Genomic DNA, 24,683 nt, shown 5'->3' with positions numbered 1-24,683 from the left:
GACCCCGCACCTTTCGCATCTAGGGAGAATCCGCCGATGCTACGCCGGCACCGCTCGGCATACCTCCTCGCCGCCCCCAGCCTGGTCGTGCTGGCCGCCGTCTTCGTCGGGGCGATGCTGACCCTGCTGGAGTACAGCTTCCACGAGTACGTCCCCGGCGGCGCGGACATCCCCGGCACGCTCGCGACCTGGGCGGAGTTCCTGACCAGCGGCTACCACTGGGGTGTGGTGGGCGAGACGGTCCGGCTCGGGCTGCTCAGCACGGCCGTGGCCGCGCTGGTCGGCTACCCCACGGCTCTCGCGCTGCACCGCATCCGCCGTCCCGGGTGGCGCTACGCCGGGCTTTTCGTGATCTTCGCGCCGCTGCTGACCAGCGTGGTCGCCCGCACCTACGGCTGGGAGCTGGTGCTCGGCGACAGCGGCCTGCTGAACGGCGTGCTCGGCGGGTTCGGGCTCGGCCCGGTGGAACTGCTCTACCAGCGCAGTTCGGTGGTGATCGCGCTGGTCCACATCCTGCTGCCGTTCATGGTCTTCCCGATCCTGAGTTCGCTCGGCCAGCTCGACCCGGCGCTGGACGAGGCGGCGGGCGACCTCGGCGCGGGGTCGCTGCGGCGGTTCGTCAAGGTGACGCTGCCGCTGACCGCGCCGGGGCTGCTCGCCGGGGCGCAACTGGTGTTCGCGCTGTCGATCAGCTCGTTCGCCACGCCCAGCCTGCTCGGCGGCGGCCGGGTCAACGTACTGGCCACCGACATCTACGACAACGTCAACAACGTGGACTGGCCGCTCGCCGCCGTGTCGTCGTACGCGCTGCTGATCCTCGCGGTGGTCGCGCTGGCGATCTTCGGCTGGCTGCAACGCCGCACCGCGCGGGCCGAGCAGGGCGGCGTGACCGCGGCGGGCGCGGCCTCGCGCGGGGTGCGCGGCTGGGGCGTCTGGCTCGCGCTGGTCTACGCGTTCGTCCTGCTGCCGCTGGCGATCATCGTGGTGAACTCGTTCTCCTCGGTGTCGTTCGGCACCTGGCCGCCGCCGGGCTTTTCCACCAAGTGGTACGCGAACCTGTTCGAGCAGGACGGCCTGGGCGAGGCCGCGCTGCTCAGCCTCCAGGTCGCGCTGATCGCCACGGTCATCACGGTCGCCATCGGCACCGCGGTGGCCACGGCGCTGGTCCGGTACCGGATGCCGGGCAGGTCCTTGATCCAGTCGCTGGTGCTGTCGCCGACCGTCGTCCCCAAGGTCGCGTTCGGCTTCGCGGGGTTCATCTTCCTGCACCGGCTCGGCCTGTTCGGCGGTACGGCGGGCCTGGTCGCCACGCACGTCGTGATCATGCTGCCGTTCGTGGTGATCGTGCTGACCGCCGCGCTGATGCGGGCCGACGCCACCCTGGAGGCCGCCGCCAAGGACCTCGGGGCCGCGCCGTTCCGGGCGTTCCGGCTGGCCACGCTGCCGCAGGTCCGGCCCGCGCTGATCGCGGCGGCGCTGTTCGCCTTCGTGGTCAGTTTCGACGAGGTGGACATGACGGTGTTCCTGCTCGCGCCGGACCAGAGCACGCTGCCCGTCTGGATGTTCGTTTACATGCAGAAGTACCAGGACCCGACGCTCGCGGCCCTCTCGACGCTGCTCATCGGGGCCGCGCTGATCATCGCCGGGTTCGTGGCGCTGCTGCTGCTCCGCTCCGGCATTCTCGCAACCAAGAAGGGGAACAACGAATGACCACCGCACACACCATGGAGCAGGTACCTGTCACGACGCTCGCCAACGGCCACCGCCTGGAACTCACCGTGCACACCCTGCGCGGCGCGTCTGCGGGCCCGCGCATGGTGATGTTCGGCGGCGTCCACGGCGACGAGCCGATGGGCGCGGAGACCGTACGCCGGCTGGTCGCCGCCATCGACCCGGCCGCGCTGCGCGGCACGGTCGTCCTGGTGCCGGTCGCCAACCCGTACGCCCACGCGGCGCTCACCCGAAACACGCCGCTGGACGGCATGAACCTCAACCGGACCTTCCCCGGTGACCGGGGCGGCAGCGTGACCGAGCAGCTCGCCGCCGTGCTGTGCGAGATCCTGACCGGGGCCGACTACTTCATCGACTACCACTCGGGCGGCAACTTCGCCAGCGTGGACTACGCCTACATCCACGACGAGGGCGCGGAGATGTCCAAGGCGTACGGGTGCCGGGTGCTGTACGCGGGCACGCCGTACCCGGGTTCGGCGACCGGCTGGGCGCTCACCCACGGCATCGCCTGCATGGTCAGCGAGCTGGGCGGCGGCGGGCAGCGCATCGACGAGTACCTGGCCAGGGGACTGGACGGCACGCTCAACGTGCTGCGCACGCTGAACATGCTGCCCGGCGAGCCGGTCGCGCCGCCCGCCGACCAGGTCGTGGTCGGCACCCTCAGCACGCTGCGGCCCACCGTGGGCGGCACGATGCTGTGCGAGTACGGCGTGGACCGGATCGGCGAGCGCGTCGCCAAGGGCACCGTGCTCGCCCGGATCGTCCACCCGGCGACCTCCGAGGAGCTGGAAGTCCTCACCGCGCCGTACGAGCCGAGCATCCTGGTGCTCGGCCGCGAGTCGCTGACCAACGTGGCCCCCGGGGACTACGGCCTGATGGTCGCCGACGGCTCGACCGCCACGCCCGCCGCCTGATCAGGGGGTATAGGGCGGCGGGGCCGCCGGCGGGTATGACACCGGCATGGTCATCGGATTCATCGGCAGCGGGCACATCGGCGCCACGCTCGCGCGCCTTTCCGTGAACGCCGGTCACTCGGTGGTGCTGAGCAACTCACGCGGCCCCGAGACACTGTCCGCCCTGGTGGCGGGGATGGGACCACACGCCACGGCGGCGACCTCGGCCGAGGCCGCCGCCCGGGGCGACATCATCGTGGTCTCCATCCCCTTCGGCCACTACCTCGACGTACCCGCGGAGCCGACGGCGGGCAAGGTCGTCATCGACGTCGGCAACTACTACCCGAAGCGGGACGGGGCGTACGCACAGCTCGACGACGGCACCACCACGAGCAGCGAACTCGTCGCCGCCCACCTCCCGGACGCCCGGGTGGTCAAGGCGTTCAACGTCATCCACTTCCAGGACCTCGCCGACGAGGGCCTGCCCGCAGATCATCCGGAGCGCCGCGCGCTGCCCATCGCGGGCGACGACGCCGACGCCAAGAAGACGGTGACCGAGCTCATCGACTCCTTCGGCTTCGACGTGGTGGACACCGGCCCGCTCGCCGAGGGCCGCCGCTTCCAGCCCGGTACGCCCGCCTACCTCACCCGGCTCACCGCCGCCCAGCTCCGCGAGGCCCTGTCCTAGAGTTGCAAACATGGTTTGCAAACACGCTTTGCAACTGTATAGTGCTCGCATGCCCGATCAGCCGGAGCCGCAGGAGATCACCGACGTCGCGGCGCTGAAGCTGCTCGCCCACCCCATGCGGCAGCGGATCGAACGCGTGCTCAGAGACGGGCCGGCCAACTCCACGGCGCTGGCCCGCGCTTTGGGCCAGAGCACCGGGGTCACCAGCTACCACCTGCGGCAGATGGCCGAGCACGGGTTCATCGAGGAGGTGCCCGAGCTGGCCAAAGGCCGGGAACGCTGGTGGCGGCACGTCCCGGCCGACCGGCGCGTCCCGCCGTACAGCGAACAGAGCCCGGAGATGCGCGCGGCGGTCGAGGAGATGAGCCGTCTCGACCTCGCCGACGACCTGGAGCAGTTCGCCCGCTTTCAGGTCGCCCGTGCCGAGCTGGGGGAATGGGCCGACGCGCTGGCCTGGTCCCGCTCGACGATGCGGCTCACGGTGGCGGAGCTGGCGGAGTTCCTTGAGGAGTACGTGAAGCTGCTTTACCGCTACAAACGGCCCGAGGAGGACACACCGCCGGAGGCCCGGACCGTCGTCGCCCGGCTGCTGGCCTTCCCCGCGACCGACGACGATCAGTGATCGGGCCGCCGAGCTGGCACTCGGCGGCCCGATGCGCAGGAATCACGCACCACCACGCCCGAGGGCGTGTCTCGACGTGTGCGCAACCCCACCAGGAAAGGAGAGCAGTTCATGCTGCTCCCATGCAAACCGGTTGTTGTGGTCGCCTTACTCGCGTCCCTGCTGACCGCGACGCCCGCGACGCCCGCCGATGCCGCCGCAACGGAGGTCTCCTTCACCGGAGGCGGCGGCGTCACATTGCACGGCACGATCGTGGCCCCGGCTCAGGCGCGGGGTCGCGCCCCCGGCATCGTCATGGTCCACGGCGCGGGGCCGGTCACCCGCGCGGAGTACCGGGACGAGGCCGAGGCGTACGCCAGGCGCGGCATCGCCACCCTCATCTACGACAAGCGCACCACCGGGTACTCCACCGTGGACCGCGACTACGACACGCTGGCCGAAGACGCCCTCGCCGCGGTACGCGCCCTGCGGGCCCGCCCCGAGGTGAACCCCGGGCGGGTCGGGATCTGGGGCCTGTCCGAGGGCGCGTGGGTGGCCCCGCTCGCGGCCGTCCGCTCGCCCGAGGTGGCCTTCCTCGTCGTGGCGGGCGCGATCGGCACGACCCCGGCCAGGCAGCAGTCCTGGGCGTACGGCCGGCGGCTGGACCACGCCGGGGTCCAGGGGTCCCTCGTCACCACCATGCGGCACCGGCTCATCCGGTTCGCCCAGGCCGCCGGCCTGTTCGCCGAGGCGGCGCACGATCCCGTGGCGAGCTGGGAACGGGTCCGCCAGCCGGTGCTCGCGGTTTGGGGCGCTTTGGACAGGGAGGCGATGCCCGCCGAGAGTTCGCAGGTCATCCGGCAGGCCCTGGAACGCGGAGGCAACGAGCACCACACGATCCACTTCATTCCGGGCGTACGACACAACCTCAACGGCACCCACGACGACGGCTTCGACCGCCCGGACCTGGTCCCCGCCGGTTACGCGGAAGTCGAGGCCGCCTGGATCAAGAACCTCGCGGGGCGGCGAAAGCCTGCGCCCGAGAACAGCGGCCCACCGGACACGTCCGCCACCTGGCACAGGCCCCCAGGCAAGCCGGACACTTCGCGGAACACACCCGCCGCCTGGCCCAAGACACCGGAGACACCGGACACCCTGCCGCGTCAGGCCGACGCCCAGGGGGACGCGCCCGCCGCCTGGTACGAGGCCCCGGGGTTGCAGTTGGCCGCCGTTCTGGTCTTCCTGGCCGCACTGCTCGGGCACCTCGCCATGGCGGTCGTCCGCCGCCTGCGCGGTCATCGCGGCGCGGTCCCGGGGACCCGCCCGGCCCGCTGGTTCCTGATCGGCCTGCTGACCACGGTGTTCGGCTTCCTCGTCTACCTCGGCGTCCAGGTCATCACCGGTGCGTACCTCATCGGCCCGGTCGTACTCGGCCGCCCGCTCCCCTGGCTGGCACTCCAGCTCACCGCCGTCGCCACCGTGGCCGCCGCCGTACGCACGGCCGTCAGCGCCTGGCCCGCCCGGCGTAGCGAACGAGCCCGAAGGGCGCTCGCGCTCGCCGCCGCGGCGGCCTTCGTGCCCTGGGCGCTGTACTGGGGCCTGCTCATACCCTGAGTGAGCCGATGAGAGCGGAGGGTGATTCCCGGGTACGCCATCGCCGGACGATAGACCGTCGATGAGAAGGGCGCTCCGAGTTGACCGGTACCGGTACCCACATCACCCCCCGCCGGCGGGTCCGGCCCCGCGTACGCAAGTTCCTGCTGGTGCTGCACGTCTGCGTCAGCGTCGGCTGGTTCGGCGGCGGCTACGCCATGCTCGTGCTCGGCGTGGCCGCCCTGACCAGCGCCGGTTCCCCGCTGCGCCCGGCCGCGTACCAACTGATGCACCTCGGCGACCGGGCCATCATGATCCCCGGCAGCCTCGGCGCGCTGGGCACGGGCCTGACGCTCGCCCTGTCCACGCAGTGGGGCCTGCTGCGGCACTGGTGGGTGGTCGCCAAACTGACGCTCACGGTCGGGACGATGGCCTTCGCGTACGCCTTCATCTCCCAGAACGTCAAGGCCGCGCTCACCGGCCACGAGCTGGGCGCCCTGCCGCAGTACGTGATCGCGGGCTGCGGCACGGTGCTGGTCACGCTGGCCACCACCATCGCCGTGTCCATCTTCAAGCCGTGGGGACGCATCCGCCGGTGATCGCCACACGGCCCTCGCCGGCCCCCAGGACCGTCAGACCGTAGCGACCGGCCGTGGCCACCAGTGCCTCCGCCATCCGCTCGCGGAGGTGTTCGGGGGCGATGACCTCGGCGTCCGGCCCGAACCGCAGCAGGTCGCCGACCGCCTGACGTTCGCGGCCCACTGCGCCGGCGCGGTGACCATCGACCGGATCCTCATCGACGGGCAGGCGGTTCTCGATGACCTTCGCTTCGCCCTGCACCTGTCCGTCCACAACGGCCTGATCACCCGGCACCACATGTACGAGGACAGCCTCGCCGTCGCCGAGGCGTTCTGCTAGGCGCTGCCGTGCGACTTTCGTCGGGGGTCTCCCCGGAAAAGGGAGATCCTTTGGCGGTCGTGTCCTGGGGAGCACTTCTCTAGCGTCGGGCAGCGGGAAGGAGAAGTGCTCACCTTGAACGCGCTACGACGAAACTGGAAGCCGATCCTGCTGCTCATGCTGGTATCACCGCTACTGGCGGAGGTCTTCAGCGGTTCCATGCCGGCTTCCGACTATTTCCAGCCGGGGATCTTCCTGCCCTTCACCATTTTCGTGTACGGCCTGCCGATCCTGGTGCTGCGCGAGCTGGCGGCCCACAGAAGGGTGGGGCTGCTCGGCCTGTGGGGCCTGGGCATCATTTACGGCCTTTTCAACGAGGGCCTGATCTCCGAAACCCTCTACCACCCACTCGATCCGGCGAACCCGGCCTACGATTCCTACGGGCTGGTGGCCGGGCTGCGCATCCCTTGGACGCTTTTCATCCTGCCCTGGCACGGGGTCTTCTCCCTGGTCACCCCGGTGGTCCTGATCGATTTCCTGTTCCCGGGCCAGGCGGGCAGGCCATGGCTGCCGAAGAAGGCGACCTGGGTGCTTGCAATCGTCACGGGCGGCCTGGCCGTGGCCCGTTTCGTCTTCTGGGGCGAGAACCGAACCGTCCAGGAAAGCGGCGTGTTCGCACTCCAGGCCGCGATCGTGCTCGGTATCGGAGTACTGGCGTACCTGCTGGCCGACCGGCTCCCACGCCCGCTCTACATCGCCTCGGACCGACGCCCCGTTCTGTGGAAGCCCTTCGCCGCCGGAGCGGCCCTTTACGCGGCCTGGTTCGTCGGGACCGAACTGCTCGTGTCCATCGTCCGGCCCCCCTGGCCGATCACTGCCCTCTACACAGTGGCCGCGGTGACGGTCGGCCTATGGCTGATCTCCCGCCGCCGCGAGATCCGCCCGACGACCGCGGCGGCCTTCGTCCTCGGCATCGGCACGGCCCAGGCCGCGGTGACCGTACTGCTGAACGGCCTCCTGGTGGCCGACACCTTCAGAGCCGCCTCCGGAGCCGTCTTCATCACCATCTACCTGATCACCTTGAGCAAAGTGGGTGCGCAACGTCGAACCGCCGATTACCCTGAGTAGCCCATCCTGAGGAGCCGCCGCGATGCCACCGCAAGAAGACGGCCACTTCGCCGAGATCATCACCCCGGGCGGCAGCCACGTCGTGATGTACGGCATCACCGCCGCCCACGCCGCCGACGTCGCCGCCCGCCACGCCCCTGAGGAACGAGGCCCCGACCCCACACCACAGGTGGCGGCAGAACCCACTCCCTGTACCAACTGCCAGGGCGCCGGTGGATGGTTCGAGGAGGTCATCACCAAGACCCCTTCCGGCGGAACCGTCATCACCAAGAAATGGATCGCCTGCCGCCCCTGCAAGTCCACCGGCCAGATCCCTCCGCCCTGACCCATATCTCATGCTGGGGGAGAACCTGCGGCCTGATCGAAGCGCACGCGGAATTCTTCGGCATCGGCCTGCTCGGAAGCGGCCCTGAGCGGTTGCAGCTCGTTGAGTGTGCGGCGCGGGACGGGGCTACCTGAGGCCAGGATGGAAATCCCTTCATTGATCGCCTGTGCCCGATCTCCGCTGTGCAGCAAAGCACCGGCGAGATATGCCCGGTAGTGAGTGCGGTCGCGAAGAGAGCGCCGGGTATCGCTCACTACCTTCGAGTAGAGATCAATGGCTCTCGGTGAGGAGCCCAGGTGCACGAATCCGGTGGCCTCGCACCCGTTGATCTCTGATGCGGTGACGAACCGGGTCCATGGTGCGTCATCGGGATGATCGCCCCGCTGGAGTTCGTCCTTGGCCTGGCCGAGGCTCCGGCGAAAGGCCGGCTCATCACCGAGGCGGACGTACGCGAGCGCCTGCCGTATCTGGATGAGCGCGTGCAGGCGTGGCGACCTCTCATGACGGGCGAGGTGAGCGGCGCGATCGGCGAAGCGCAGTGCTTCCCTCGCCATCCCGGGCGTGCCGTGCACCCTGGCGAGATACGAACTTTGCTGGGACATGTTCAGGTAGACGTGAATCGAGGTCTGAGCGTCATCGGCACTACCCGCCAGCAGACCGGCTTCACCGTACAGCGCTCGGGCCGCCTTCTGGTCTCCGTTCTCATAGGCCAGCCACCCGCACAGCGTCCCAAGGTCCGCGCCGACCATCAGAAGTTCGCGGCCGACGCTGTCCGTATAGTCGCTTTCATCAATGATCCGCCGGGCCCGTGCGAACAGCCGTAATGCCTGAGGCAGGGCCACATCCCCACCGAGCTTCTCATCCTGTTCCCGCAAACTCGCCAGGCCAGCGCGTAGGTATCTAACATACGCCGCATCGGCACGGTCGGGTACCTGGATCAGGTCCAGGCCACTGGCCGTCACCAGGCCGAGCAGCGAACCAGTGAAACTGCGCCGATCCACTCCTGCCAACCCCTCGCTCGCCTCGAAAGCCCTGGATGAGGACAAATCCAGGGTGTCACTTTCAAGGCCGAGTACAACAGGCAGGAGTACCTTACGCGGAATGTCGCATGCGTCGGCGAACCTCCGTAGCTCGCGGATGTCGTACAACGTGTCCCGCTGGCCGGTTTCAATCAAACTGATCGCGCTTTGCGACAGGCCGAAAATATTTCCAAGATCAAGCTGGCTCAACCCGGTCGCGGCCCGCAGGATCGTCACGAACGTACCCAGCTCATGATTGGCAAGGGCGCGGCGCATCGGAAGCGAGTCCCACAGCCATTCGGGAGCATTGACACCACCCGGCTTCACGGCCCTGGTACACGGCGCGCATAGAAGATCATTGTTGTAACGGTTCAGCAGCGTCGACTTGCACGCCGGACACAACCGCTCACCTCGGGCCATCGATCCCCTTCCCGCGCGCCTCACTCCCACCAACGGTCCCAGCCGCACGCTAGCGCACTCACCGTTACTATTCCATGACCATCTGTAATAACGGCCTCCGGACAGGTCCCGCCGCCAACGTGCCGGGCATGTCACATCGGGCGCACCTTCGTCCATCTTGTGGCCGAGGCCGGAAACGATCTGGCCATCGCCTACGGAAAGGGCTGGAAGCAAAGTGCGCAAACGCTCGTTGATCATGGCCGCGGTGACCTCGGCGGCTCTGGTCGTATCGTCCGTCGATGCCTCGGCCATGGCCGGTGAACGCGGGTCCGTCCCCGTCAAGAGCGGACCATCCGTCGCCGCAGCGGCCCCCGAGCGCTCGAACGCGACCCCGGCGAAGAACGCTCTGAGGGACATCGTCATGAGGGACTCCGTTCGCTGCCCGAGGCCCAAGTCGAAGTCCGTCAACTACTCGTGGGGCATCGGCGAGAACCACAAGTCCACGACGGTGTACTTCAATAATCACTGCTCGGTGCGGGTGGAGACGAAGCTGTTCTTCAGGACCAAGCGCCGATTCCAGGGGCCGAAGCGCTGGACCAGGTGCCTCACCACCAACGGCGGAACCCAGGGCAGGAAGAAGTACCACCACGCGATGCGGACCCGGCTGCTGGCCGTAATGCCTGGCTGCTAGAACCCGGCCGCCCGCCCGGACAGCACTCCACCCCGGCCCCGGTGTCCACGGCACCTTGGACCGCACACCCCCATCCCCTGCCGGGAGGGCGATGGGGGATGGGCGGGCGGCGAGAGGATTCGTCAACCGTTATGGCTGTGCGGGGGTGATGTCGGTATGCAGGAAGTCCTCGCCTTTGAAGAGCAGGGGTTGGTCGAGGTCCTTGCGAGGGCGTAGGCATTCACCCATGTTGAGTTTGGCCTTGGAGGCGTTGCCCTTGCCGTAGCCTTAGTAGGCTCAGCGCGCGATCCTGGCCTGGTTGGGTGTTACAGGCTCAAGGATGAGGCCCATCTCGTTGATGAGCGTGTCCAAGGCGGTGCGCATGGCCTCGCCGCGGTTGTCTGCCACGATTGCCGCTTCGACATAGTTGACAGCCGATATACGGCACGCGGTTGCGGCGATGGCGTGGGCGAATTGGGTGGCCTCGGGCTCACCGTTGATGACAGCGATGATGGCGCTGGAATCGACGATCATGCGGGAAGGCCGGTGTCCGGGTCGTACAGGTCTTCAACGGAGAGCCGGTCCTGACCCAGGTGGGTTCGCATGCCGGCGGCGATGCTCAGGATGCGTTCGGCCCTCCCAGCGGTGCCGGTGCGGCGCTCCAGCGCTTCCAGACGGCGTTCGAGCACTTGAGCGGCGTGCTGAGTCTCCTCGGCCAACCGGATGACCCGGCGCGCGAGATCATGAATGGGTTCGCGTTCGAGGTCCACGCCCTCCGTCGCTCGACTCCTTCGGTCGCGTCACCTGAGTTGCCCTTCTAGCGTAGCCGGTAGCCGAACTGGACTCGTTGCAACGAGTGACATCCGTCCGCGTCACGACGTTTTGTCGAACCGGGTCACGGGTTCTTCTCAGGCATAAGGCCGACGGCGGCATGTCAGGCTTCCCAGATCTCGGGGTGGAGCCTGCCGCAGGCAGCGATTCGGAACCCTTGCTCCCGAGCCCACGCGCGTACATGCGAGACGGTCAGCTGCTGGTCCGCTTGGCCTGCGACCTCTGTCGACGTCCTTGGCGGGAAAGGGTGCGGGAGAGCATCAGTGGTCGGTAGGTACCCGTCTGAGCCGGACGTCGTGTGGTGAAGCCGACGGATTAGGGTGCGGCGCCACTTAGGCGTGTGGCGGCGCGGCTGTCGGCCAGCGGCCGAAGGCGGTACATGGGAAGGGGAGAGGGAATGGGTGACGGCGGGAGAGGATCAGGCGGGAGAAGACGGGTTCAGCCGGTGCCGGAACGGCGAAGTACCACAGCTCACGCGAAATGCCGAGCATCGGGCTGTCCCTGAACACGGCGGGCGGCGAGAGGCGGCATGCCGTACACCCGGGCGAAGCCCGGCCCTGAGAAAACAGCCCGAGCGCCAGCGAGGCCCACTCCCCGCCGAAGGCGGGCCCCTGGCGCGACAGCGCGTCTACTCCGCCGAAGGCGGGGGCCTTGAGCGCGAGGGGCGCAGCGGAGACCCGAGATACGTCTGAGGGGGCGGGTTAGGTGGTGCTGGAACGGCGAAGTACCACAGCTCATGCGAAATGCCGGGCACCGGGGCATCACTGAAAACGGCGGACGGCGAGAGGAGGCCTGCCGTACGCCGAGCGAAGCGAGGCCCCTGGAAAAACAGGCCGAGCGCCAGCGAGGTCCATTTCCCGCCGAAGGCGGGGCCCTGGCGCGACAGCGCGTCCTGTTCCGCCGAAGGCGGGCACCTGGGCACACGGCGCGCCGGAGGCCAGGGGGCACCTGGAGGAGGCGCGGAATTGGGCAACCGGGGAGAGGATCAGGCGGGGAGAAGGCGGGTTTAGCCGGTGCTGGAACGGCGAGGTACCACGGCTCATGCGAAATGCCGGGCACCGGGGCGTCACTGAAAACGGCGGACGGTGAGAGGGGGCCTGCCGTACGCCGAGCGAAGCGAGGCCCCTGGAAAAACAGGCCGAGCGCCAGCGAGGTCCATTTCCCGCCGAAGGCGGGGCCTTTGGCGGGACAGCGCGTCTAATCCGCCGGAGGCGGGGTTCTTGGGCTCGCGGTAGCGAGTTCCACCCGCCGGAGGCGGGGCCTTTGGCGCGGTAGCGCGTTTACTCCGCCGGAGGCGGTCCTGGCCCGCCGGAGGCGGTCCTGGCCCGCCGGAGGCGGTCCTGGCCCGCCGGAGGCGGGGGCGCGAGCGGAGCGAGGCGCTTTGCTTTGCCCGGGCGCGGCCGTGGTCTGGACTGACGAGCGAAGGAGTGAGGAGCGAGGAACGAGCGAGTGAACGGATGAGCGAGGAGGGAAGACCGCGGCCTCGAAAGCGCCCGGGCCTCAGCGCGAGCGGAGCGAGCGCAATCTAGCAGGGAAGGCGGAGGGCGATGGCGGCGATGTCGTCTTTGCCGGTGGTGGGGAGGCCCGTGACGAGTTCCTCGCAGAAGGAATCCAGCGGTTCCGTGGCCAGGGCGGTGGCGTGGTCGCACAGCCGGGCGAGGCCCACGTCGAGGTGTTCGCCCGGCCGTTCGATCAGACCGTCCGTGTAGAGCAGCAGCGTGTCCCCCGGTTCGAGCGGCGTGAAGGCGCTGGGCCGTTGCTCGTCCAGGCCGATGCCGAGCAGCGCGCTGTGCGCCTCCTCCAGGTAGCGGCCGGTACCGGTGGCCGTGATCAGGAGTGGCGGCGGGTGGCCGGCGGCGGAGTAGTTGAGCCGCCAGCCGTCGGGTACCTGTTCGACGCGGGCCAGTACGCAACTCGCCGTGCCGGCCGTGTGCAGGCTCTCCATGGTGCTGTCCAGGCGGCGCAGGATGTCGCCCGGCGGTTCCTTGCGGTCCACCACCAGGCCGCGCAGCATGTTGCGGAGCTGGCTCATGGTGACGGCGGCGGGGAGGTCGTGCCCGGCGACGTCGCCGATGGTGAGGACGAGGGCCCCGTCGGGGAGTACGAACGAGTCGTACCAGTCGCCGCCGACCTCGGCCGCGGCCGGGCTGGCCCGGTACCGGGCGGCGATCTCCAGGCCCGCCACCTGGGGCGGGTCGGCGAGCAGGCTGCGTTGCAGGGCGAGCGCCATGCGCTGGGTGCGCTGGAAGCGGATGACGTTGCTGAGCGGGCCTTGCGCGTGGTCGAGGATCTGGGTGATGAGTTTGGCGTCGCTCATCTCCAGGGCGGGGCGGGGGGTGCAGACCCCGACGGTCACCACGGCGGCCACGACGCCGTCCACCACCAGGGGCAGCATGACGACGTCGTGCATGCCGGTCGAGGCGACCCATTTCTCGGTGGCGGTGCGGAGGATGCCGGAGGGGATGCCGGGCGGGTTGGGTACGCGTACCGGCGATGCCTCGCGTACGGTACGCGCGAACGGCCCGTTGGGGCCGAAGACCTCGTGTCCGCCTTTGGGCGGTATCGGCAGCCCGTCCCGTACCGCGGCGGCGACCCGTTCCGCGACGATGGGCGCGTTGTCCGGACGTTCGACCGAGTCGAGCAGCAGGTAGAAGGAGCAGGTGTCGGCGAGTTCGGGGACGATGACGCGGGCCAGGCCGGTCACCACGTCCTCCAGTCCGGACACGCCGCCCGCCACCGCGCCCGCGCGTTCGAGGAGTTCTCTACGCCGGTTCTCCTGCCAGCGTTCCTCGACGTTGGAGACGGTACCGACCCATTCGACCACTTTGCCGTTCTCGCGTACCGGTACCGACCGGGCGTGGAAGTGCTCGTATTCGCCCGCGGGGGTGCGCATCCGGAAGGTGGCCTCCCACAGCGGGTGTACTTCGGCGAGCGCCCGCAGCCAGGAGGCGACGGCGGCGGGCTCGTCCTCGGGGTGCATCACCGGCGACCAGTTGCCGCGTTTGAGGATCTCCGCGGACCTGCCGATCACCCGTTCCCAGCCGGGGCTCATGTCGACCACCCGGCCTTCGGCGGTGGCCACCCACACGACCTCGACGCCGACGTTGACCAGGCTGCGGTAGCGGCGCAGCACGCGCAGCCGTTCCTCGGACAGTTCGTGGATGCGCCGTTTGGCGACGACCTGCGCGGTGGTCTCCATGCCCACGGTCAGCACGCCGCGTTCCCCGTCGTGCAGGGAGATGGGTGAGAGGCTGAAGGTGAAGTACCGTTCCCTGATGTCAAGGTCGGGGTGGTCGGCCGGTACGGCCAGGTCGCTGGCGAGGGCCGGTTCCCCGGTCGCGAGCACCTTGTCGAACAGGTGGATCGCGCCGAGATTGGGCAGGTCGTGGAACACCTCGGACATCGGCGCGCCGATCTTCCGGTCGCCGAAGTACTCGCGGTAGGCCGCGTTGGTGTAGACGAGCCGGTGCGTGGGTCCGGCCGTCACGAGTACGCCCACCGGCGCGGGATCGAAGACTTCGAGCCCCAGCCCCAGCCCGCGAACTCTCCCCATCAAGCTTCCCCTCTTGCGCATGTCCGGGACGTCCCCCAACACCCGAAAACACGCATGCTCCCCAGGTCGGCATACTATGCGGGAAATAGTCAGACATATCCCACCGCTGGGTAAAGCACCGAGAGGGTCTCCCGGGCGAGTTGCAACTCTTCCCGGGGCTCGATCACCAATACCGCCGTTTCCGCGTCCGCCGCGCTGACGACGCGGTCGATCCCAGGATCGCCGATCGCCGGGCGCCCGATGCCGAGCAGGCCGAGGCGGTCGCACACCGCCTCGCGTACCTCCGGCTGGTCCCAGCCGATCTCGCCGGTGAAGACCAGGGCGTCCAGCCGGGCGAGACTGGTGGCCTCCGCGGCGATCTCCCTGCTCACCCGGTGCGCGAAGACCGTGAGGGCCAGTTCGGAGGTCGGGTCGCCGGCCTTGACGAGGTCGCGGGTGTCCCCTGACCTGCCGTCGGACAGTCCGAGCAGGCCCGAACGGTGTTCCAGGCCCTCGCGCAGCTCGCTCACCGAAAGGCGGTTGCCGCTGAGCAGCCACAACAGCATGCCGGGGTCGATGCTGCCGGACCGTTTGCTCATCGGCACGCCCTCAAGCGGGGTGAAGCCCATCGAGGTGTCCACGCTGCGGCCCTCGCGCACCGCGCACACCGAACACCCGCCGCCGAGGTGGGTGAGCACCATCTGAAGTTCATGCACCGGCCGGTCCAGGAGTTCGGCGGCCCGGCGCAGCGCCCAGGCGTAGGACAGACCGTGGAACCCGTACCTGCGCAGGCCGTACCGGCGCCGCCACTCCTCGGGCAGCGGGTACGTCGCCGCGTACTCCGGCAGGCCGGCGTGGAAGGCGGTGTCCGGGCACAGCACATGTGGCACGTCGGGCAGGCACCGCCGTACCGCCTCCACCAGCGCCAGCGCGGGCGGGATGTGCAGCGGCGCGAGGTCTTCGCGGGCGGCGACCTGGGCGACGATCTCGTCGTCCACCACCATCGGGGCCGGTACTGCGACGCCCCCGTGTACCAGCCGGTGCCCGACGGCCGCCACGTCGAGATCTCCCACCTCGCCGAGGAAGTCCGCGACGGTCTCCTGCGCCGCGTCCGGGTCAAGACTCTGCTCGGTGTGCCGCCCGGCCAGGACCTCATCGCCGCGGACCAGGTTGAGCCGCAGGCTGGAGGACCCCGCGTTGACCGTGAGCACGGCCGGATCGGAGCTTGCCATGGTTGGTCGCGTGCCCGAGACCAACGACCCCAAACAGCCCACCCGAACACCACGGACGGGTTTGAAAGCCTGACTGGAGGAACTGTCCGGTAATGGACGTACTCGAATCCGTGGACGCGTACTGGCGGGCCGCCAACTACCTGTCGGTGGGACAGATCTACCTGCTGGACAACCCGTTGCTGACCCGGCCGCTGCGCGCCGAGGACGTCAAACCCCGGCTGCTCGGCCACTGGGGCACCACCCCCGGCCTGAACTTCTGCTTCGCGCACCTCAACCGCGTCATCAAGGAACGCGACGAGAACATGATCTACATCGTCGGCCCGGGCCACGGCGGGCCGGCGGCGGTGGCGCACGCCTGGCTGGAAGGCACCTATACCGATAAATATCCCGACGTCACCCAGGACGAGCCGGGCATGCGCGCGCTGTTCCGGCAGTTCTCCTTCCCCGGCGGCATCCCCAGCCACGTCGCGCCGGAGGTGCCCGGTTCCATCCACGAGGGCGGTGAGCTGGGGTATTCGCTGGCGCACGCGTACGGAGCGGCGTTCGACAACCCGGAGCTGGTGGTGGCGTGCGTGATCGGCGACGGGGAGGCCGAGACCGGCCCGCTGGCCGCGAGCTGGCACGCGAACAAGTTCCTCACCCCCGGCCGGGACGGCGTCGTACTGCCCATCCTGCACCTGAACGGGTACAAGATCGCCAACCCCACGATCCTCGCCCGCATCCCCGAACAGGAGCTGGCCGCCCTCCTGGAAGGCTACGGCTATCACCCGCACCTGGTCGCGGGCGAGGAGCCACTGGCCGTCCACCGCCGGATGGCCGACGTACTGGACACCGTGTTCGACCGGCTCAGGGACGATCCCACCGCCCGCCCGCCGATGATCGTGCTGCGCACGCCGAAGGGCTGGACCGGCCCGCACGAGGTGGACGGCCTGCCGGTGGAGGGCACCTGGCGGGCTCACCAGGTGCCGCTGACCGAGGTGCGCACCCGCCCGGAGAAGCTGGCCGCGCTCGCCGCCTGGATGCACTCCTACCGCCCGCGCGAACTGTTCGAGGGCGACGGACGCCCGGCCGAGATCGTGCGCGCCGCCGTGCCGGAGCAGCGGCGCAGGATGAGCGCGAACCCGCACGCCAACGGCGGCGAACTGCTCCGTCCGCTGCGCCTGCCCGACCACCGCGACTACGCGGTCGAGGTCGAGAGCCCCGCCGCCCGCACGAGTTCGCCCACGGGGGTGCTGGGCACGTACCTGCGCGACGTACTCGAACGCAACCCGACGGCGTTCCGGCTGATGGGCCCGGACGAGACCGCCTCCAACCGGCTGTCGGCGGTGTACCAGACCACGGCCAAGGCGTGGAACGCCGCCACCCTGCCCACCGACGAGCATCTCGCCCCCGACGGGCGGGTCATGGAGGTGCTGAGCGAGCACCTGTGCCAGGGCTGGCTGGAGGGCTACCTGCTGACCGGCCGGCACGGCCTGTTCAACTGCTACGAGGCGTTCATCCACATCGTCGACTCGATGTTCAACCAGCACGCCAAATGGCTGGAGTCGGCCCGGCGCATCCCCTGGCGGCGGCCCATCTCCTCACTCAACTACCTGCTGTCCTCCCACGTCTGGCGGCAGGACCACAACGGCTTCAGCCACCAGGACCCCGGTTTCCTGGACGTGGTGATGAACAAGAAGGCCGAGGTCGTGCGCGTGTACCTGCCGCCGGACGCCAACACGCTGCTGTCGGTCGCCGACCACTGCCTACGCTCGCGCGACTATGTCAACGTCGTCGTGGCGGGCAAGCACCAGGTGCACGACCTGATGCCGATGGACGACGCCGTCGCGCACTGCGCCCGCGGGCTCGGCATCCTGCCGTGGGCCTCCACGGACGCGGGCGAGCACCCTGACGTGGTACTGGCCTGCGCGGGCGACACCCCGACCATGGAGACGCTGGCCGCGGCGGCGCTGATCCGCGAGCATCTGCCGCGGCTGAAGGTCCGCGTGGTGAACGTGGTGGACCTGATGCGGCTGCTGCCGCCGTCCATGCATCCGCACGGGATGGCGGACGCGGAGTTCGACACGCTGTTCACCGCCGACAGGCCGATCATCTTCAACTTCCACGGCTACCCGTGGTCGATCCACCGCCTCATCTACCGCAGAACCGGGCACGCCAACTTCCATGTGCGCGGGTACCGCGAGGAGGGCACCACGACCACACCGTTCGACATGGCCATGTTGAACGGGATCGACCGCTACCACCTGGTGATGGACGTGATCGACCGGGTACCTGGCATCGGGGCCACCGCCGGTCACCTGCGCCAGCGGATGGCGGACGCCCGGCTGCGGGCCCGCGCCCACACCCGCGAGCACGGCGAGGACCCGCCCGAGATCAGTGAATGGACCTGGCCCGCAAGAAATGGCGAGAGGAGCAGTGATGAAGGCCGTCACCTGGCACGGTAAGCGCGACGTCCGCGTCGAGGAGGTCACCGATCCGGCCGTCAAGGAGCCCACCGACGCGGTGATCAAGGTCACCTCGACCGGTATCTGCGGCTCGGACCTGCATCTTTACGAGGTGCTCGGGCCGTTCATGGGCGAAGGCGACATCCTCGGCCACGAGGCGATGGGCATCGTGGAGGAGGTCGGGGCGGAGGTCCGCCACATCAGTCCGGGCGACCGGGTGGTGGTGCCGTTCAACATCTCCTGCGGCCACTGTTATATGTGCGACCGCAAGCTGTACGCGCAGTGCGAGACCACCCAGAACCGGGAGTACAACACGGGCGCGGCCCTGTTCGGCTACACCAAGCTGTACGGCGAGGTCCCGGGCGGGCAGGCGGAGTACCTGCGGGTGCCGCAGGCGCAGTTCGGCCCGATCAAGGTCCCGCAGGGGCCGCCGGACGAACGGTTCGTCTACCTGTCGGACGTACTGCCCACCGCCTGGCAGGCCGTGGAGTTCGCGGACGTGCCCGAGGGCGGCGAGGTGGCCGTGCTCGGCCTCGGCCCGATCGGCCAGATGTGCTGCCGGGTGGCCCGGCACCGCGGGCTGCGGGTGATCGGCGTGGACGGCGTGCCGGAACGGCTGGCGATGGCCCAGCGGCACGGCGTCGAGATCGTGGACGCCTCGGCGGTGGACGACGTGCCCGACGCGGTCAGGGACCTCACCGCGGGCCGGGGCACCGCGAGCGTGATCGACGCGGTCGGTATGGAGGCGCACGGCTCGCCGATGGCGCACCTCGCGCACACGCTGACCGCCCTGCTGCCCGGCCGGGTGGCCGCGCCGATGATGACCACCGCGGGCGTGGACCGGCTGGCCGCGCTGAACCAGGCCATCGACATCGTGCGGCGCGGCGGCACGATCTCGGTGAGCGGCGTGTACGGCGGCATGGCCGACCCGATGCCGATGCTGCGCATGTTCGACAAGGGCGTCACCCTGCGGATGGGCCAGGCCCACGTACGGCGCTGGATCGACGACCTGCTGCCGCTGGTGCTGAACGACTCCGACCCGCTCGGCACCGAGGACCTGGCCACCCACATCCTGCCGCTGGACCACGCCCCGCACGGCTACAAGATCTTCCAGAAGAAGCGGGACCGGGCGATCAAGGTGCTGCTGACGCCTTAGCCTCCTCCGGCCGCGGGGACAGCGGCGGCGTGTCCATGCCGCGCGGGTCGCGCAGCCCGGCCGCGAAGTCGCGCAGCGCGTCCAGTGCGGTGTGCCGGGGCCGCCAGCCGAGTTCGTCGCGGGCCCGGCCGGCGTCCATCAGCGGCAGCCGCAGGACCAGGTCCACCAGGCCCGGCGAGGCGGGCACCAGGTGCAGCCGCCAGGCCGCGGCCACCATGCCGGTCAGCAGCGGGCCGGGCACCTTGACCAGCCGCGCGCCGAGCAGCGCGGCCAGCGTGGCGGGTTCGATGACGGGGTCGGCGGCGATGTTGAACGGCCCGGACACGTCCTTGGTGACCGCCAGCCGGTACGCCTCGCCGATGTCGTCACCGTGTACCGCCTGGAAGACCAGCCCCGGCGTGTCCGGTACGAACGGCACCAGTTCCGGCCGGGCCAGCCGGGCGACCCGGTTCGGCAGGAACGGCCCGGCGAACAGCCGGCGCTGCTCGACCGCCGACTCCCGTTTGAAGACGAACGAGGGCCGCATCCGCACCACGCGGATGTCCGGATGCTCCCGCTCGTAGGCGTCCAGCACCCGTTCCAGGTACGCCTTCTCCCTGGCGTAGGCGGCGCGCGGCCACCCGTGGGTGGGCCAGTCCTCGCCCACCCGGCGGTCCTTCGGGCCCGGCGAGTACGTGCCCACCGAGGAGGCGTGGACCAGCACCGGCACCCCGGCGTCGGCCACCGCGCGGAACACCCGGATGCCGCCCAGCACGTTGTTGCGCCAGGTGACCACCGCGTCGCGGGTGGGCTGGAACAGCCAGGCGAGGTTCACCACCGCGCCCGCGCCGGCGAAGTGCTGACGCAGGTCGTCCTTGCCGATGTCGGCCTGCCGCCATTCGACCTTGGCCGGCCGCCACTCCGGCTCGCGCCTGGCCAGCCCGAGCACCGAACTCACCGCGGGGTCGGCGGCCAGCGCGGCGACCACGCTGGTCCCCACGTTCCCGGTCGCTCCGACAACCACTACACGCATCGTTCCTCCCTCATCCCACCGTCTCGGTGACCGGCTCGGCGGCGAACCACGCGATGGTGCGGCGCAGTCCCTCCTCCACCGGCACGACCGGCCGCCAGCCGAGCTTCTCCTCGGCCAGCGACGTGTCCGGCCGCCGTACCTTCGGGTCGTCCACCGGGCGCTCGATGAAGCGGATCGGCGAACGCGACCCGGTCATGTCCCTGATCAGCCCGGCCAGGGCGAGCATGGTCAGCTCCTCCGGGTTGCCGATGTTGACCGGCCCGGCGAACCCGCTGTCGGCCAGCGCCAGGATGCCCGCCACCGTGTCGTCCACGTAGCAGACGGACCTGGTCTGGCTGCCGTCGCCGGTGACCGTGATCGGCTCGCCGCGCAGGGCCTGGCCGACGAAGGTGGGGATGGCCCGGCCGTCGGCGGGGCGCATCCGCGGGCCGTAGGTGTTGAATATGCGCACGATGCCGGTGTCCACGCCGTGCGCGTTGCGGTAGGCGGTGGTCAGCGCCTCGGCGAAGCGTTTGGCCTCGTCGTAGACGCTGCGCGGGCCGACCGGATTGACGTTGCCCCAGTAGGACTCCCGCTGCGGGTGTTCCAGCGGGTCGCCGTAGACCTCGCTGGTGGAGGCCAGCACGAACCGCGCGCCCTTCTCCTTGGCCAGGCCGAGCGCGTGCAGGGTGCCGAGGCTGCCGACCTTCAGCGTCTCGATCGGGTGGCGCAGGTAGTCGGCGGGCGAGGCGGCCGACGCGAAGTGGAGTACCAGGTCCACGTCACCGGGGACGTGGACGAATCCGGTCAGGTCGCAGTCCAGCAGCCGGAACCCGGGAGCGCCGAACAGGTGCTCCACGTTGGCCGGGGCGCCGGTGAGGAAGTTGTCCATGCAGATCACCTGGGCGCCCCTGGCCAGCATGCGCTCGCACAGGTAGGAGCCGAGGAATCCGGCTCCGCCGGTCACCACGACGGTGCCCGTCGTCGGTGTCGTCACGTCTTCACCCCATCCGTCGATCGCGGGCGGCGAGCGGGCTCGCCGTCCAAGGTCGCGCACACGGCGTCGAGCACCTGGCGCACCCCGATGTCCAGCAGCCCCGGGTCGGGGCCGTTCGCGTGCGGGTCGCCGGTACGGCCGGCCCACAGGGCCACGTGCCGGTCGCGGCCCGGCGGCGGCCCCCACAGCGCGGGCGAGACCGGGCCGCAGATCACCACGGACGGCGTCTCCATGGCCACGGCCAGGTGCGCGATGCCGGTGTCGCCGCTGATCACCATCCGGGCGCGGGCCACCAGTACGGCCAGCTCCCCCAGCCCGGTACGGCCGGCCAGCACGCGGTCCCCCGGCAGCCCGGCGAGGTCGGCGATCTGCCTGGCCAGCACGCGTTCGGCGACGCTGCCGGTGATCAGCACCCGGTGCCCGGCCGCGCTCAGCTCGGCGGCCAGCTCCGCGTACCGGGCGGGCGGCCAGCACCGGGCCGCCGAGGACGCGCCGGGATGCACGATCACCGTCGCGTCCCGCCGTTCGGCGCGCAGGTCCAAGGTGAGGTCGTCGGGGTCGGCGGCGATGCCGTACCAGTGCAGCATCGCGCACCACCGGTGCACCTCGTGCAGGTCGGCCCGCCAGGCGGGGCCCTCGACCCCGGGCAGTCCGGGGTGGGCGTGGGTGAGCAGCGTGCCCGGGCGGATGCGGCGCAGCGCGGTGGTGCTCTGCGGGCCGCTGCCGTGCAGGTTGACCGCGATGTCGGCGCCGTCCAGCGGGACCGGGCCGGTGCCGCTGGTGTGGACGAGTTCGTCCACCGCGCCGATCAGCGGCAGCAGAGGCCGCAGCGAGGACGGCGCGGCCAGCGTGATGCGGTGCCGTGGGTGCGCGCGGCGCAGCGCCCGCAGCGCGGGCACCGCGGTGAGCAGGTCGCCGAGGCCGAGCCCGCGCAGCGCGACCAGCGCGGGCCGGCTCATGGCCGTGTTCATGGCCATGACGTCTCCGTGGCGGGGCAGACGACCAGTTCGCGCACCTCGCAGCCGGCCGGCTGGCCGAGCGCGAAGACGATGGTGGCGGCGACGTCCTCGGGCTGGTTGAGCCCGGCGTCCGGGCCGGGCCGGTACTGCTCGTCGCGGCCGTCGAAGAACGGCGTGCGCATGCCGCCGGGGATCAGCAGCGTGACCCCGACCTGCCCGGCCAGCTCCGCCGCCAGCGCGCGGGTGAACCCCACCACGCCGAACTTCGCCGCGCAGTACGCGCTCGCGTCGCTGAGCGCGCGCAGTCCGAGCGTGGAGGCCACGGTGACGACCCGCCCGCGGCTTTCGGCCAGGTACGGCAGCGCGGCCCGCACCACCGAGGCGGTGCCCAGCAGGTTGACCTGGATCACCCGCTCCCAGGCGGCGGCGGGCACGGCGTCGAGCCGCCCGCAGGCGTCCACCCCGGCCGCGGTCACCACGGCGGACAGCCCGTCCGCCCGGCCGGCCAGCTCACGTACGGCGCTCTCGGCCTGCTCCCGGTCGGACAGGTCGGCGATCACATGGTCGTAGTCGCCGATGGGAGCGTTGACGTCGATGATCAGCGGGCGGCCCCCGGCCTTGGCCACGGCCTCCACGGTCGCCTGGCCCAGCCCGGACGCGCCACCGGTGATCAGGATGTTGCCCAGCACGATAGGTCCCCTCTCGGTTGTCATGTCCTCATGCGATGGCCCGCGCCGCGGTGATCAGGCCGGTGGTGGAGTGGCCCGGGAGGGTGGGCAGGATGACGACCTCGCCGCCGATCCGCCGCATCACCTCGCTCTCGGGCAGGTCGGCGGCGGCGTAGTCGCCGCCCTTCACCCACGCGTGCGGGCGCAGCCCGTCGATCAGCGCCGACGGGTCGTCCTCGTCGAAGACGACGACGCCGTCCACGCAGCCGAGCGCGTTGAGCACGGCGACCCGGTCGGCCTCGCGGACCACCGGGCGGCCGGGTCCCTTGAGCCGTCGTACCGAACGGTCGGAATTGACGCACACGATCAGCGCGTCGCCGAGCGCCCTGGCCCGGCGCAGCAGGCTGACGTGCCCGGCGTGCAGCAGGTCGAAGCAGCCGCCGGTGGCGATCAGCCGCCCGCCGGACGCGCGTACCGCCTCGGCCGCCTCGCGCGGGGTGCGCGGGTGGTCCGGCGCGGCCTTGACCCGGATCGCCGCCGCGCCGCCCGCCGCCACGAACCGGCCCGCCTCGCGCACGGCGACGGCGACGGCCTCCTCGGGGGTGGCCCCGTCGCGCAGCGCGAGCGCCGCCGCCACCGCGAACCGGTCGCCCGCGCCGCAGGAGTCGCGGCCCGCGGCGACCTCGGACGCGGGCACCCGCACGTGTTCGCCCGTGCCGCGGGCGACCGTCGCGCCGTCGTCGCCGAGCGTCACCGCCACGGCGTCGGCGTGGCAGGAACGGGCCAGCCGTACCGCGGCCTCGCCGGGAGTCTCGGCGGCGTCGCAGAGCAGGCGGGCCTCGGCGGCGTTCGGGGTGACCAGCGCGCACCCGTACGGCGGGGCGCCGCCGTTCGGGTGCGGGTCCCACACGACCGGGATCTCCAGGCCGTGCAGCAGCGGGCGGGCCAGGTCGGCGACCCCGCGCCCGTAGTCGGAGACCAGCACCACGGCCGCGTCGCGCAGCACGTCGGGGGGGATCCGGCCGGGCCCGGCCCGGCCGTCGCCGTCGTCCACCCGCACCAGGGTCTGGCCCTTGGCGCGGATGCGGGTCTTGCTCGCCGTACGTCCGCGCAGCGGGAGCGCCGCCAGCCGCACCCGGCCCGCCAGCAGCTTGCGCAGGACGTCGCCCGCCGGGTCGTCGCCGATGGCGGTGACCAGCGTGACGTCGGCCCCGTCCGCGGCGGCGAGCAGCGCGGCCAGCCCCGCCCCGCCGGGACGCTGGTGGCGGCCGGACTCCACCACCACGGGAACCGGGGCGTCGGGCGCGATGCGATCGGCGTCCCCGTCGATGTCGATGTCCAGCAGCACGTCACCGATCACCACGATGGGCCCGCGGGTCACTGCGGCACCTCCTCGATCACGTCGCAGAGCATGTGGATGAGCGCCAGGTGGAGTTCCTGGACGGTGCAGGAGTCGGCGGCGGGCACCGGCAGGGCGTCGTCGCAGAGGTCGGCCAGCGGGTTCGGCGCGGGGCCGGTGAGCGCCCAGGTGAACAGGCCGCACTCGCGCCCGGCCGCGGCGGCGGCCAGCACGTTCGCGCTGGTCCCGCTGGTGGACAGGCAGATCAGTACGTCGCCGGGGCGCCCGTGCCCGTGTACTTGGCGGGCGAACACCGACTCGGGCCCGAAGTCGTTGCCGATCGCGGTGACCGTCGAGGTGTCGGCGTGCAGCGCGATGGCCGCGTAGGGGCGGCGGTCGGCGCGGAAGCGGCCGACCAGTTCGGCGGTCAGGTGCTGGGCCTCGGCGGCCGAACCGCCGTTGCCGCAGGCCAGCAGCCGTCCGCCGCCGGTCAGCACGGCGGCCAGCTTCTCCCCCCAGGCGTGGATCTTCACCGTCTCGGCGTCCAGCTCGCGGATGGCGTCGCTCAGTTTGGCCAGGTGATGATGCAT

At 70.7% G+C, this 24,683-nt stretch carries 24 protein-coding genes; 12 read left to right on the top strand and 12 right to left on the bottom strand.

The features are described 5' to 3' along the window. Positions 1 to 36 precede the first annotated feature (36 nt). The 6 genes from ACH34R_RS40985 (at position 37) to ACH34R_RS40960 (ending at position 6,105) form a co-directional block, all read left to right on the top strand. Positions 37 to 1,710 (top strand): ABC transporter permease subunit, encoded by a 1,674-nt coding sequence (locus ACH34R_RS40985; RefSeq protein WP_397567014.1) that lies wholly within the window; start codon positions 37 to 39, stop codon positions 1,708 to 1,710. Continuing rightward, complete coding sequence (locus tag ACH34R_RS40980) at positions 1,707 to 2,645, top strand: succinylglutamate desuccinylase/aspartoacylase family protein (protein ID WP_397567013.1); 939 nt, start codon at positions 1,707 to 1,709, stop codon at positions 2,643 to 2,645. Before ACH34R_RS40985 ends, ACH34R_RS40980 begins: the two co-directional genes overlap by 4 nt. A 46-nt stretch (positions 2,646 to 2,691) precedes the next feature. Further along, positions 2,692 to 3,312, top strand: a complete 621-nt coding sequence (locus tag ACH34R_RS40975; protein ID WP_397567012.1) for an NADPH-dependent F420 reductase — start codon at positions 2,692 to 2,694, stop codon at positions 3,310 to 3,312. Between the two features lie 49 nt (positions 3,313 to 3,361). Beyond that, the gene (locus ACH34R_RS40970; protein ID WP_397567011.1) at positions 3,362 to 3,934 is read left to right on the top strand and encodes an ArsR/SmtB family transcription factor; all 573 of its coding nucleotides are present in this window, start codon (positions 3,362 to 3,364) and stop codon (positions 3,932 to 3,934) included. 111 nt (positions 3,935 to 4,045) lie between these two features. Then, the gene (locus ACH34R_RS40965) at positions 4,046 to 5,527 is read left to right on the top strand and encodes an alpha/beta hydrolase family protein (RefSeq protein ID WP_397567010.1); all 1,482 of its coding nucleotides are present in this window, start codon (positions 4,046 to 4,048) and stop codon (positions 5,525 to 5,527) included. 80 nt (positions 5,528 to 5,607) lie between these two features. After that, positions 5,608 to 6,105, top strand: a complete 498-nt coding sequence (locus ACH34R_RS40960; RefSeq protein WP_397567009.1) for a hypothetical protein — start codon at positions 5,608 to 5,610, stop codon at positions 6,103 to 6,105. Here the strand turns inward: ACH34R_RS40960 and ACH34R_RS40955 are convergent. Then, positions 6,077 to 6,268, bottom strand: a complete 192-nt coding sequence (locus tag ACH34R_RS40955) for a WYL domain-containing protein (RefSeq protein ID WP_397567008.1) — start codon at positions 6,266 to 6,268, stop codon at positions 6,077 to 6,079. The two genes, ACH34R_RS40960 and ACH34R_RS40955, sit on opposite strands and share 29 nt — an antisense overlap. Between ACH34R_RS40955 and ACH34R_RS40950 the strand changes: the two genes are divergently transcribed. The 3 genes from ACH34R_RS40950 to ACH34R_RS40940 all read left to right on the top strand — a co-directional run bounded on the left by ACH34R_RS40950 (position 6,194) and on the right by ACH34R_RS40940 (position 7,856). Beyond that, a complete protein-coding gene (locus ACH34R_RS40950; protein ID WP_397567047.1) occupies positions 6,194 to 6,424 on the top strand; it encodes a hypothetical protein in 231 nt (76 codons plus the stop codon). The genes ACH34R_RS40955 and ACH34R_RS40950 overlap by 75 nt on opposite strands. Positions 6,425 to 6,529: 105 nt before the next feature. Continuing rightward, positions 6,530 to 7,531: a hypothetical protein gene (locus ACH34R_RS40945; protein WP_397567007.1), complete on the top strand. Its 1,002-nt coding sequence runs from the start codon at positions 6,530 to 6,532 to the stop codon at positions 7,529 to 7,531. A gap of 22 nt (positions 7,532 to 7,553) precedes the next feature. Further along, entirely contained in the window at positions 7,554 to 7,856 is a 303-nt protein-coding gene (locus tag ACH34R_RS40940; RefSeq protein WP_397567006.1) for a hypothetical protein, read from the top strand. Positions 7,857 to 7,864: 8 nt separating this feature from the next. On the opposite strand, the gene ACH34R_RS40935 is transcribed toward ACH34R_RS40940, so the two are convergent. Next, positions 7,865 to 9,697 (bottom strand): helix-turn-helix domain-containing protein, encoded by a 1,833-nt coding sequence (locus ACH34R_RS40935; RefSeq protein WP_397567005.1) that lies wholly within the window; start codon positions 9,695 to 9,697, stop codon positions 7,865 to 7,867. Between ACH34R_RS40935 and ACH34R_RS40930 the strand changes: the two genes are divergently transcribed. Further along, the gene (locus tag ACH34R_RS40930) at positions 9,696 to 9,965 is read left to right on the top strand and encodes a hypothetical protein (protein ID WP_397567004.1); all 270 of its coding nucleotides are present in this window, start codon (positions 9,696 to 9,698) and stop codon (positions 9,963 to 9,965) included. The genes ACH34R_RS40935 and ACH34R_RS40930 overlap by 2 nt on opposite strands. Before the next feature lie 276 nt (positions 9,966 to 10,241). Here ACH34R_RS40930 and ACH34R_RS40925 read toward each other — a convergent pair whose 3' ends face one another. From ACH34R_RS40925 to ACH34R_RS40910, 4 genes are all read right to left on the bottom strand, one after another. Then, positions 10,242 to 10,478, bottom strand: a complete 237-nt coding sequence (locus ACH34R_RS40925; RefSeq protein ID WP_397567003.1) for a type II toxin-antitoxin system VapC family toxin — start codon at positions 10,476 to 10,478, stop codon at positions 10,242 to 10,244. Next, entirely contained in the window at positions 10,475 to 10,714 is a 240-nt protein-coding gene (locus ACH34R_RS40920) for a hypothetical protein (protein ID WP_397567002.1), read from the bottom strand. The genes ACH34R_RS40925 and ACH34R_RS40920 overlap by 4 nt, the downstream gene beginning before the upstream one ends. A gap of 1,586 nt (positions 10,715 to 12,300) precedes the next feature. Beyond that, positions 12,301 to 14,328: a SpoIIE family protein phosphatase gene (locus tag ACH34R_RS40915; protein WP_397567001.1), complete on the bottom strand. Its 2,028-nt coding sequence runs from the start codon at positions 14,326 to 14,328 to the stop codon at positions 12,301 to 12,303. Between the two features lie 89 nt (positions 14,329 to 14,417). Further along, positions 14,418 to 15,539 carry an acetate/propionate family kinase gene (locus tag ACH34R_RS40910; RefSeq protein WP_397567000.1) on the bottom strand — a complete coding sequence of 374 codons (1,122 nt, stop codon included), beginning with the start codon at positions 15,537 to 15,539 and terminating at the stop codon, positions 14,418 to 14,420. Positions 15,540 to 15,631: 92 nt separating this feature from the next. Between ACH34R_RS40910 and ACH34R_RS40905 the strand changes: the two genes are divergently transcribed. Next, on the top strand, positions 15,632 to 17,983 hold the full coding sequence (locus tag ACH34R_RS40905; protein WP_397566999.1) for a phosphoketolase: 2,352 nt from the start codon (positions 15,632 to 15,634) through the stop codon (positions 17,981 to 17,983). Next, on the top strand, positions 17,958 to 19,139 hold the full coding sequence (locus ACH34R_RS40900; RefSeq protein ID WP_397566998.1) for a zinc-dependent alcohol dehydrogenase: 1,182 nt from the start codon (positions 17,958 to 17,960) through the stop codon (positions 19,137 to 19,139). The genes ACH34R_RS40905 and ACH34R_RS40900 overlap by 26 nt, the downstream gene beginning before the upstream one ends. Here the strand turns inward: ACH34R_RS40900 and ACH34R_RS40895 are convergent. The 6 genes from ACH34R_RS40895 to ACH34R_RS40870 are packed head-to-tail and all read right to left on the bottom strand — an operon-like array spanning position 19,117 to position 24,683. After that, complete coding sequence (locus ACH34R_RS40895; RefSeq protein WP_397566997.1) at positions 19,117 to 20,151, bottom strand: NAD-dependent epimerase/dehydratase family protein; 1,035 nt, start codon at positions 20,149 to 20,151, stop codon at positions 19,117 to 19,119. The two genes, ACH34R_RS40900 and ACH34R_RS40895, sit on opposite strands and share 23 nt — an antisense overlap. A gap of 10 nt (positions 20,152 to 20,161) precedes the next feature. After that, on the bottom strand, positions 20,162 to 21,127 hold the full coding sequence (locus tag ACH34R_RS40890; protein ID WP_397566996.1) for a UDP-glucuronic acid decarboxylase family protein: 966 nt from the start codon (positions 21,125 to 21,127) through the stop codon (positions 20,162 to 20,164). Then, complete coding sequence (locus ACH34R_RS40885; protein ID WP_397566995.1) at positions 21,124 to 22,104, bottom strand: glycosyltransferase family 9 protein; 981 nt, start codon at positions 22,102 to 22,104, stop codon at positions 21,124 to 21,126. The genes ACH34R_RS40890 and ACH34R_RS40885 overlap by 4 nt, the downstream gene beginning before the upstream one ends. Then, a complete protein-coding gene (locus tag ACH34R_RS40880) occupies positions 22,095 to 22,799 on the bottom strand; it encodes an SDR family oxidoreductase (protein ID WP_397566994.1) in 705 nt (234 codons plus the stop codon). The genes ACH34R_RS40885 and ACH34R_RS40880 overlap by 10 nt, the downstream gene beginning before the upstream one ends. Positions 22,800 to 22,803: 4 nt before the next feature. Further along, complete coding sequence (locus ACH34R_RS40875) at positions 22,804 to 24,135, bottom strand: PfkB family carbohydrate kinase (RefSeq protein ID WP_397566993.1); 1,332 nt, start codon at positions 24,133 to 24,135, stop codon at positions 22,804 to 22,806. Next, a complete protein-coding gene (locus ACH34R_RS40870; RefSeq protein WP_397566992.1) occupies positions 24,132 to 24,683 on the bottom strand; it encodes an SIS domain-containing protein in 552 nt (183 codons plus the stop codon). The genes ACH34R_RS40875 and ACH34R_RS40870 overlap by 4 nt, the downstream gene beginning before the upstream one ends.

Source organism: Spongiactinospora sp. 9N601, assembly GCF_044326295.1.
GTDB classification, from domain to species: Bacteria; Actinomycetota; Actinomycetes; order Streptosporangiales; family Streptosporangiaceae; genus Spongiactinospora; species Spongiactinospora gelatinilytica.
The sequence above is the reverse complement of the archived record's forward strand: the minus strand, read 5'-3'. Positions and strand labels throughout refer to the sequence as shown.

What these genes read in the sequence shown, in the direction of transcription:
- ACH34R_RS40985 (WP_397567014.1), top strand. Translation starts at nt 37, where the DNA reads ATGCTACGCCGGCACCGCTCGGCATACCTCCTCGCCGCCCCCAGCCTG.
- ACH34R_RS40980 (WP_397567013.1), top strand. Translation starts at nt 1,707, where the DNA reads ATGACCACCGCACACACCATGGAGCAGGTACCTGTCACGACGCTCGCC.
- ACH34R_RS40975 (WP_397567012.1), top strand. Translation starts at nt 2,692, where the DNA reads ATGGTCATCGGATTCATCGGCAGCGGGCACATCGGCGCCACGCTCGCG.
- ACH34R_RS40970 (WP_397567011.1), top strand. Translation starts at nt 3,362, where the DNA reads ATGCCCGATCAGCCGGAGCCGCAGGAGATCACCGACGTCGCGGCGCTG.
- ACH34R_RS40965 (WP_397567010.1), top strand. Translation starts at nt 4,046, where the DNA reads ATGCTGCTCCCATGCAAACCGGTTGTTGTGGTCGCCTTACTCGCGTCC.
- ACH34R_RS40940 (WP_397567006.1), top strand. Translation starts at nt 7,554, where the DNA reads ATGCCACCGCAAGAAGACGGCCACTTCGCCGAGATCATCACCCCGGGC.
- ACH34R_RS40930 (WP_397567004.1), top strand. Translation starts at nt 9,696, where the DNA reads ATGAGGGACTCCGTTCGCTGCCCGAGGCCCAAGTCGAAGTCCGTCAAC.
- ACH34R_RS40935 (WP_397567005.1), bottom strand. Translation starts at nt 9,697, where the DNA reads ATGACGATGTCCCTCAGAGCGTTCTTCGCCGGGGTCGCGTTCGAGCGC.
- ACH34R_RS40925 (WP_397567003.1), bottom strand. Translation starts at nt 10,478, where the DNA reads ATGATCGTCGATTCCAGCGCCATCATCGCTGTCATCAACGGTGAGCCC.
- ACH34R_RS40915 (WP_397567001.1), bottom strand. Translation starts at nt 14,328, where the DNA reads ATGGGGAGAGTTCGCGGGCTGGGGCTGGGGCTCGAAGTCTTCGATCCC.
- ACH34R_RS40910 (WP_397567000.1), bottom strand. Translation starts at nt 15,539, where the DNA reads ATGGCAAGCTCCGATCCGGCCGTGCTCACGGTCAACGCGGGGTCCTCC.
- ACH34R_RS40905 (WP_397566999.1), top strand. Translation starts at nt 15,632, where the DNA reads ATGGACGTACTCGAATCCGTGGACGCGTACTGGCGGGCCGCCAACTAC.
- ACH34R_RS40900 (WP_397566998.1), top strand. Translation starts at nt 17,958, where the DNA reads ATGAAGGCCGTCACCTGGCACGGTAAGCGCGACGTCCGCGTCGAGGAG.
- ACH34R_RS40895 (WP_397566997.1), bottom strand. Translation starts at nt 20,151, where the DNA reads ATGCGTGTAGTGGTTGTCGGAGCGACCGGGAACGTGGGGACCAGCGTG.
- ACH34R_RS40885 (WP_397566995.1), bottom strand. Translation starts at nt 22,104, where the DNA reads ATGGCCATGAACACGGCCATGAGCCGGCCCGCGCTGGTCGCGCTGCGC.
- ACH34R_RS40880 (WP_397566994.1), bottom strand. Translation starts at nt 22,799, where the DNA reads ATGACAACCGAGAGGGGACCTATCGTGCTGGGCAACATCCTGATCACC.
- ACH34R_RS40870 (WP_397566992.1), bottom strand. Translation starts at nt 24,683, where the DNA reads ATGCATCATCACCTGGCCAAACTGAGCGACGCCATCCGCGAGCTGGAC.